The following is a 5536-nucleotide window of genomic DNA, read 5'->3' on the forward strand; positions in this document are numbered from 1 at the left end:
CACCCGCCATTAGGTCTGTTGCGACAAAAACGGCTGTTGGACGAATTTTTTCTTCACAAATACGACGCATGGCTTCGTAACCGCTCTTGGCTGTGAATTCTCCTTCCACGACGAATCCTTCATGGATGGGTAAATCATGTGCCCGCATCGCTTTTCGGTAACCGCCCATGCGATCCAGACCACACGGCGGGTCCCACAATGGCCCAGATATACACGCGATTTTTGTATGGCCTTGAGAGATGAGATAGGCAGTAGCATCATAGGAGGCTTGCACATTGTTGACGTTGACAGTCGGAATCTGATAGCCGGGCAAATCGTGGCCGGTAACAACGAGAGGAACCTGAATCTCTTGCAGCGTCTGGATATTGCCCTCCAGGAAGTGAATACTCGCGATAATGACACCATCGATTTGTTTTTCTTTGAACAGTCGCAAGTATTTCAGTTCTTTGTCCACCACTTCATCGGATATCGCCAAGAACATGCTGTAGTCGTACTCGCTAATGACGCTGTCGATCCCATAAATGAGATTGGAGTAAAAATTGTTGGAGATATCGGGAATCATCACCCCGATGATGCGGGTTTCCTTGCTGACCAAGCTCCTGGCAATCGCATTCGGCTGAAAGCCCGTCTCTTGCACGATTTTCAAGACTCTTTCTCGCAGCTCTGGACGGACTGGCTTGGAATTGTTCAGCACCCGCGAAACAGTCGCAATGGAAACGTTGGCAAGTTGTGCGATGTCTTTAATGGTTACAGTAATGGTTTTTCACTCACTTTCTATGTAGCGGGTAAACGTTTTCCTAATGTGAAAATAACACCCATGTTTTGTTTTGTCAATATTCAGTTAATTATAAATACCATTGACATCGTCTTAAAGTTACTAAATAATTTAGTTACTAAATTAATTGTATATGAAGGAGGTTTTTTCATGAATGTTTTCCTTACAGGAATAACAGGTTATGTCGGGTCCGTAGTCGCCGAGCATTTTCAGTCTCTGGGGTATCAGGTTGCTGGACTTGTTCGATCGGAAGAGAAAGCGGAGCTGTTGCTCTCACAAGGGTTCACCCCTATTGTTGGAGATCTTGCGGATACGACACTGCTAACAGAAAGTGTTAAAAAATTCGATGGTGTCATTCATATGGCGATCTCGCACACACCTGATATGGAAAAATTGGATGTAGCAGCTGTTCAGGCAATGCTGGATGGTTTGGATGGCACAGGGAAGCCATTCATTTATACGAGTGGAACGCTGATCTATAACGATACGCACCACAATGTCGTGGATGAGGACTCTCCTCTTCATCCCTTGCCTTTTCTCCAATGGAAAGCGAACCAGGAGCAGGAAGTTTTAGGAGCAGCTAAGCGCAATATTCGTACGATCGTCATACGTCCTACACTTGTATATGGTCGAGGCGGTGGACTCGTCCAAGCAACGATTCAAAGGACGAAGCTCTCCCAAACAGCCAACTATATCGATGACGGGCAAACGGCATGGTCTACTATCGATGTTGATGATTTGGCGAGACTTTACGAATGCGCTTTTTTACGAGCACAGCCAGGCTCATTATTCAATGCAACTTCCAAGGAAATGATCACGACGAAAGAACTCATGACTTCGATAGCCAAAATAGCTGGGGTAGAAAAAGTGGAATCATGGAGCTATGAGGATGCGGCCAAAGCATTAGGACCAGCCGCTTGGGGGGCGAGCATCAACCAGAGAATATCTGGATTGCGCGCGGAACAACAGCTGCAATGGAGCCCCTCTGCGAACTCGCTCCTAAAAGAGCTGGAGGAAGGTTCTTATCAACACAATAAAAAACCATAGTTCATCATCGAACTACGGTCGTGCTTCATCGCTATCCTGATAGGTGTGCAGGAATCGGATTGATTTCGTTAATATCCGTATGAGTGCCTGCGCATCATCCGTACCAAGATGCTCATGTAATTGCTGAAAACGATTAAACAGCTCTAGCTCTCTCGCTGCCACAAAATCGAAGCCCTCTTTCGTGGGGGCTACGAGAATGGAGCGTCGATCCTTAGGTCCCACTGTACGGGTGATAAGCCCAAGTTGTTCGAGTGATTGAATGACATGCGTCACAGCTGCTGACGTTATTTTCAACTGCTTGCCTAGCTCGGAAACTCTAATGCCGTTCGTGCCTGGCGGACTTACGTAGGTCAAGTGAACAAGCAAATTCAATTCGCTCTGACGGAGGTCTTTCGAAGGACTGAAAACATGTCCGATCCGCTTTAACTGACCAAATACGAGAGCCAGCTCTTTCGTCGTATGATCAATTGTAACATCCGAGTTTGTATGGTCTGTACTCATCCGTTTAGACTCCCATTCTTTGATGGTATCAATCGATTATTTACGAAATGAAATGACATTGTCAAGGATGAGAGTCCAATTACGACTCGAAAAAGCACCGTATGCCAAGTTCTGAACTCCGGCATACGGTGTTTATCCTACCTTCTCTATTCTGGGAAGCAGAACTGCATCTTGCTAAACGATCTGCGCAATTCGATCACCTTAGACTGGACAGCCTCGGGCTTTTCCCTACCTGACAACACACTTACAATCAGCTCTGCAATCGTGACCATCTCTTGTTCCTTCATACCAAAGCGTGTGACTTCTGTCGTCCCGATACGCAGACCGCTTGGGAAGTCCCAATCCTCTGGTCCGTCGCCTGGAATCAAATTTTTGTTCGTGATGATATTCGCTTCTGCCAATCGCTTGCCTACCTCGTAACCACCGCCAAACTCTTTTACGTCCAGAATGACTTGATGTGTACGTGTATAGCCTTTGTGCGCGCAAAGCACCCGAATTCCCCGTTCATCGAATGCTTTTCCCAGTGCTTGTGCATTCGTCACAATTTGTGCCATGTATTCCTTGCCAAACGCCAAAAACTCTGCCGCAGCCGCTGCTAATGCCGCTACCCGGTTGACTTGATGTGTCGCGGCAAGAGCTGGGAAGATGGCATCTGTAATCGGTCCCAATAGTTCCGGGTCATTCCAGACGATGATGCCGCTTTGTGGACCGCTAAACGTTTTCCCAGCCGAACCAGTCATCACACATGCTCCTTCTCGTAAGGGGTCCTGAAATTGACCGCCACCGATCAACCCCAACTGGTGTGCGCCATCGAAATAAATGCGCCCGCCCCATTCTTTCACGATCTCAGCTATCTCCTTCAGAGGAAATGGAAATAAGGTCATAGACGCGCCCAGGGTAACGAGCTTTGGCCTAACTTTCCGTGCGACTTTGGCGAACTCGTCCAGATCAACGGTAAGCTCAACGGGGTCCATTGGCACATCGACAATTTGCAAACCGCGAATGCCAGCAGGCCCGTCCACCCGGTTGCTGGAATGCCCCCCAAACGGTTGCGCGATCGTCATAATCGTATCTCCCGGTTGCGTTAACGCCGCGTAGACTGTCATGTTCCCGATCATGCTCGCTACCAATCGATGGTCAGCAAAATTGGCGTGGAATACTTTTTTCAATAGCTCAACACATAACGCTTCGATTTCATCGATATATTTCGTGCCAGCGAACCATCTCTGCGTACTGCCGATATGTCCTTCCGCAGCGCGAGTACCAACCTCAGAAGCGAGCAGTTGACGTACGATAGGCGTGGTAGGTGCTTCTGGTGCGAGCAAATTCAGGCATTCCTCGCCTCGCCAAATCGCATTGCGGTTTACCGCATTCACGATCTCTTGCTGAATCAGACGATGGGACGGACTCTCTTCAATAATGGAACGCGCCCATTGCAAAACACGCGAATCATGTACTTCCCCCTTCATTTCAACCGTACTCATGCCATTACCCCCTATTCATCATCGGAATGGTCCGTAAGCAATCTGCCAAGGTTGATCCAGTTTTCTTCCATCAAAGAAGAGGCAAGCTGACTGTTGTTGTCTCGAATCGCTTCGATGATTTTGCGGTGCTGTTCTACTGATTCCACCCCTTCTAAGGACCCGAACCGAGCAAATTCCAAACGCCGAATTTTCGGTACAACTCGCTCAAGTGCTAGGTAGATTTCACGATTCCCCGCAGCCTCGAGGATCACGTCGTGAAAGCCATCATCTGCTTCAATCGCTTTGATCACATCTTGTTGTTCGAGTGCGACCTGTAGCTTTTCATTCCACTGCTCCAGACTACGGATGACCTCCGATTCAAATGGCATCGCCAATCGTGCTGCCAACCCGTGCAAGGCCGCAACAACAGGAAAAGCGTGCTTCGCCTCCTTTTCAAGTAAGGGTGTCACCCGTGTTAGAGAGCCGGGAACGGATTCAATAAGACCTTCGTCCTCCAACCGTTTGAGTGCTTCTCTCACAGGTGTTCGACTCACGCCAAATAAAGCCGCCAGTTCGTTGTCGTTGACTCGTTGTCCTGGCTTTAGCTCTAGCATGACAATCGCTGTCTTCAAGCCCTGGTATACCTGTTCGCGTAATGAGGGGCGTTCGATTTGTTTGATTAGGTTTGTATCCATAAAACCAATATATTGGTTTTATTTATTTCTGTCAATTCTAAATATTTAGATATATGTAAGTGGCGGTTTGAATGGAATGTGCTGTTGATTAGTCTTCTTCCGCTTGCGTGATTTTGAAAAGCGAATGATTTTCCCCCCTCGAACTATTAGCGGTTATACCAAACGTACAGAAAAAGAGACTGCCCCACCAGTATCATTTACGAATGGGATAGCCTCTTCATGATTAAACGTAACTCTATGATCCTACCGGAGGGCTACAATACTCCCGAATCATCTGCTCCTTCATCTCTTCCACCGGAAACCCTTCCGGATAAGTCGTCATCATCAGCATTGCGCCTTGGAGCGTCGAAGAAAAATAGAGCGATCTCAATCTGGGCTGCTTTACGCCTAACTGTTTGAAGATCTGGCACTGGACTTCAAACTGTCTACTTGACTCCTCATTTAACTGCTCTCTGTAAGAAGCAAGTACCCGATCATCTTCGGGCTGCGTTTGCAAATTCAAGTAAAAACGATAGACATCCGGTCGCTGGTAGACGTTATCAAGCGCACCGTCGACAATATGGCGCAGCTGTTCGTGCGGCGTTTCAAGCTTCGTAGCAGCCTCCATCACTTCTTTTACTTCCTCGATCCGTACCTGGACCATCGCGGCGAGAAGCTCTTCTTTACCTTTGTAATAATTGTAAAGCAGTCCCTTCGATATCTGGGCCTGTTTGGCTACATCGTCGATTGAGGTCGCGTGGTAGCCTTTTTTTATGAAAAGCGTCATTGCGGCTGTATGGATTTTGTCTTTTGCGGCTTGGCGAATACGTTCATTTTCAGCTGGGGTACGGGGCACGGTTCAGTCAATCCTCCAAAAATTCAGTGATAGCGCGGGCGATTTCTTCAGGATGCGTCAACGTTGGTTTATGATCGGCACCCGTAATCTCAATAAACCTTCTCTCTGGTAAAACTTCTTTAAAATATTCAGCCATCCGTTTCGCATCCAGGGCATCTTCCTTGCCGATTATCAAGCATGTTTGATTGGCTAATTCTTCAAGCCGCTCAATGGCAGGGGG

At 47.7% G+C, this 5536-nt stretch carries 7 protein-coding genes; 1 reads left to right on the plus strand and 6 read right to left on the minus strand.

The window, feature by feature from the left end:
• A partial coding sequence (locus tag PMI05_RS23880) for a substrate-binding domain-containing protein (RefSeq protein WP_052006452.1) occupies positions 1-694 on the minus strand: 694 nt, incomplete at its 3' end.
• Positions 695-925: 231 nt separating this feature from the next.
• Between PMI05_RS23880 and PMI05_RS23885 the strand changes: the two genes are divergently transcribed.
• Positions 926-1822, plus strand: a complete 897-nt coding sequence (locus PMI05_RS23885) for an NAD-dependent epimerase/dehydratase family protein (RefSeq protein WP_039961277.1) — start codon at positions 926-928, stop codon at positions 1820-1822.
• Positions 1823-1834: 12 nt separating this feature from the next.
• Here the strand turns inward: PMI05_RS23885 and PMI05_RS23890 are convergent, their stop codons facing one another.
• From PMI05_RS23890 to PMI05_RS23910, 5 genes are all read right to left on the minus strand, one after another.
• Complete coding sequence (locus tag PMI05_RS23890; protein ID WP_007727428.1) at positions 1835-2323, minus strand: MarR family winged helix-turn-helix transcriptional regulator; 489 nt, start codon at positions 2321-2323, stop codon at positions 1835-1837.
• Between the two features lie 146 nt (positions 2324-2469).
• The gene (gene glyA, locus PMI05_RS23895; RefSeq protein ID WP_007727429.1) at positions 2470-3807 is read right to left on the minus strand and encodes a serine hydroxymethyltransferase; all 1338 of its coding nucleotides are present in this window, start codon (positions 3805-3807) and stop codon (positions 2470-2472) included.
• Positions 3808-3818: 11 nt separating this feature from the next.
• Positions 3819-4481 carry a GntR family transcriptional regulator gene (locus PMI05_RS23900; protein WP_007727432.1) on the minus strand — a complete coding sequence of 221 codons (663 nt, stop codon included), beginning with the start codon at positions 4479-4481 and terminating at the stop codon, positions 3819-3821.
• A 235-nt stretch (positions 4482-4716) separates the two neighbouring features.
• Positions 4717-5316: a TetR/AcrR family transcriptional regulator gene (locus tag PMI05_RS23905; protein WP_007727435.1), complete on the minus strand. Its 600-nt coding sequence runs from the start codon at positions 5314-5316 to the stop codon at positions 4717-4719.
• Between the two features lie 7 nt (positions 5317-5323).
• Positions 5324-5536: alpha/beta fold hydrolase (locus PMI05_RS23910; RefSeq protein WP_007727438.1), on the minus strand; the 213-nt coding region annotated here is incomplete at its 5' end.

It is taken from the genome of Brevibacillus sp. BC25 (genome assembly GCF_000282075.1).
In the GTDB taxonomy this organism is placed as follows: domain Bacteria; phylum Bacillota; class Bacilli; order Brevibacillales; family Brevibacillaceae; genus Brevibacillus.

Coding starts and splice junctions, on each gene's coding strand:
- PMI05_RS23885 (WP_039961277.1), top strand. CDS start 926: ATGAATGTTTTCCTTACAGGAATAACAGGTTATGTCGGGTCCGTAGTC.
- PMI05_RS23890 (WP_007727428.1), bottom strand. CDS start 2,323: ATGAGTACAGACCATACAAACTCGGATGTTACAATTGATCATACGACG.
- glyA (WP_007727429.1), bottom strand. CDS start 3,807: ATGAGTACGGTTGAAATGAAGGGGGAAGTACATGATTCGCGTGTTTTG.
- PMI05_RS23900 (WP_007727432.1), bottom strand. CDS start 4,481: ATGGATACAAACCTAATCAAACAAATCGAACGCCCCTCATTACGCGAA.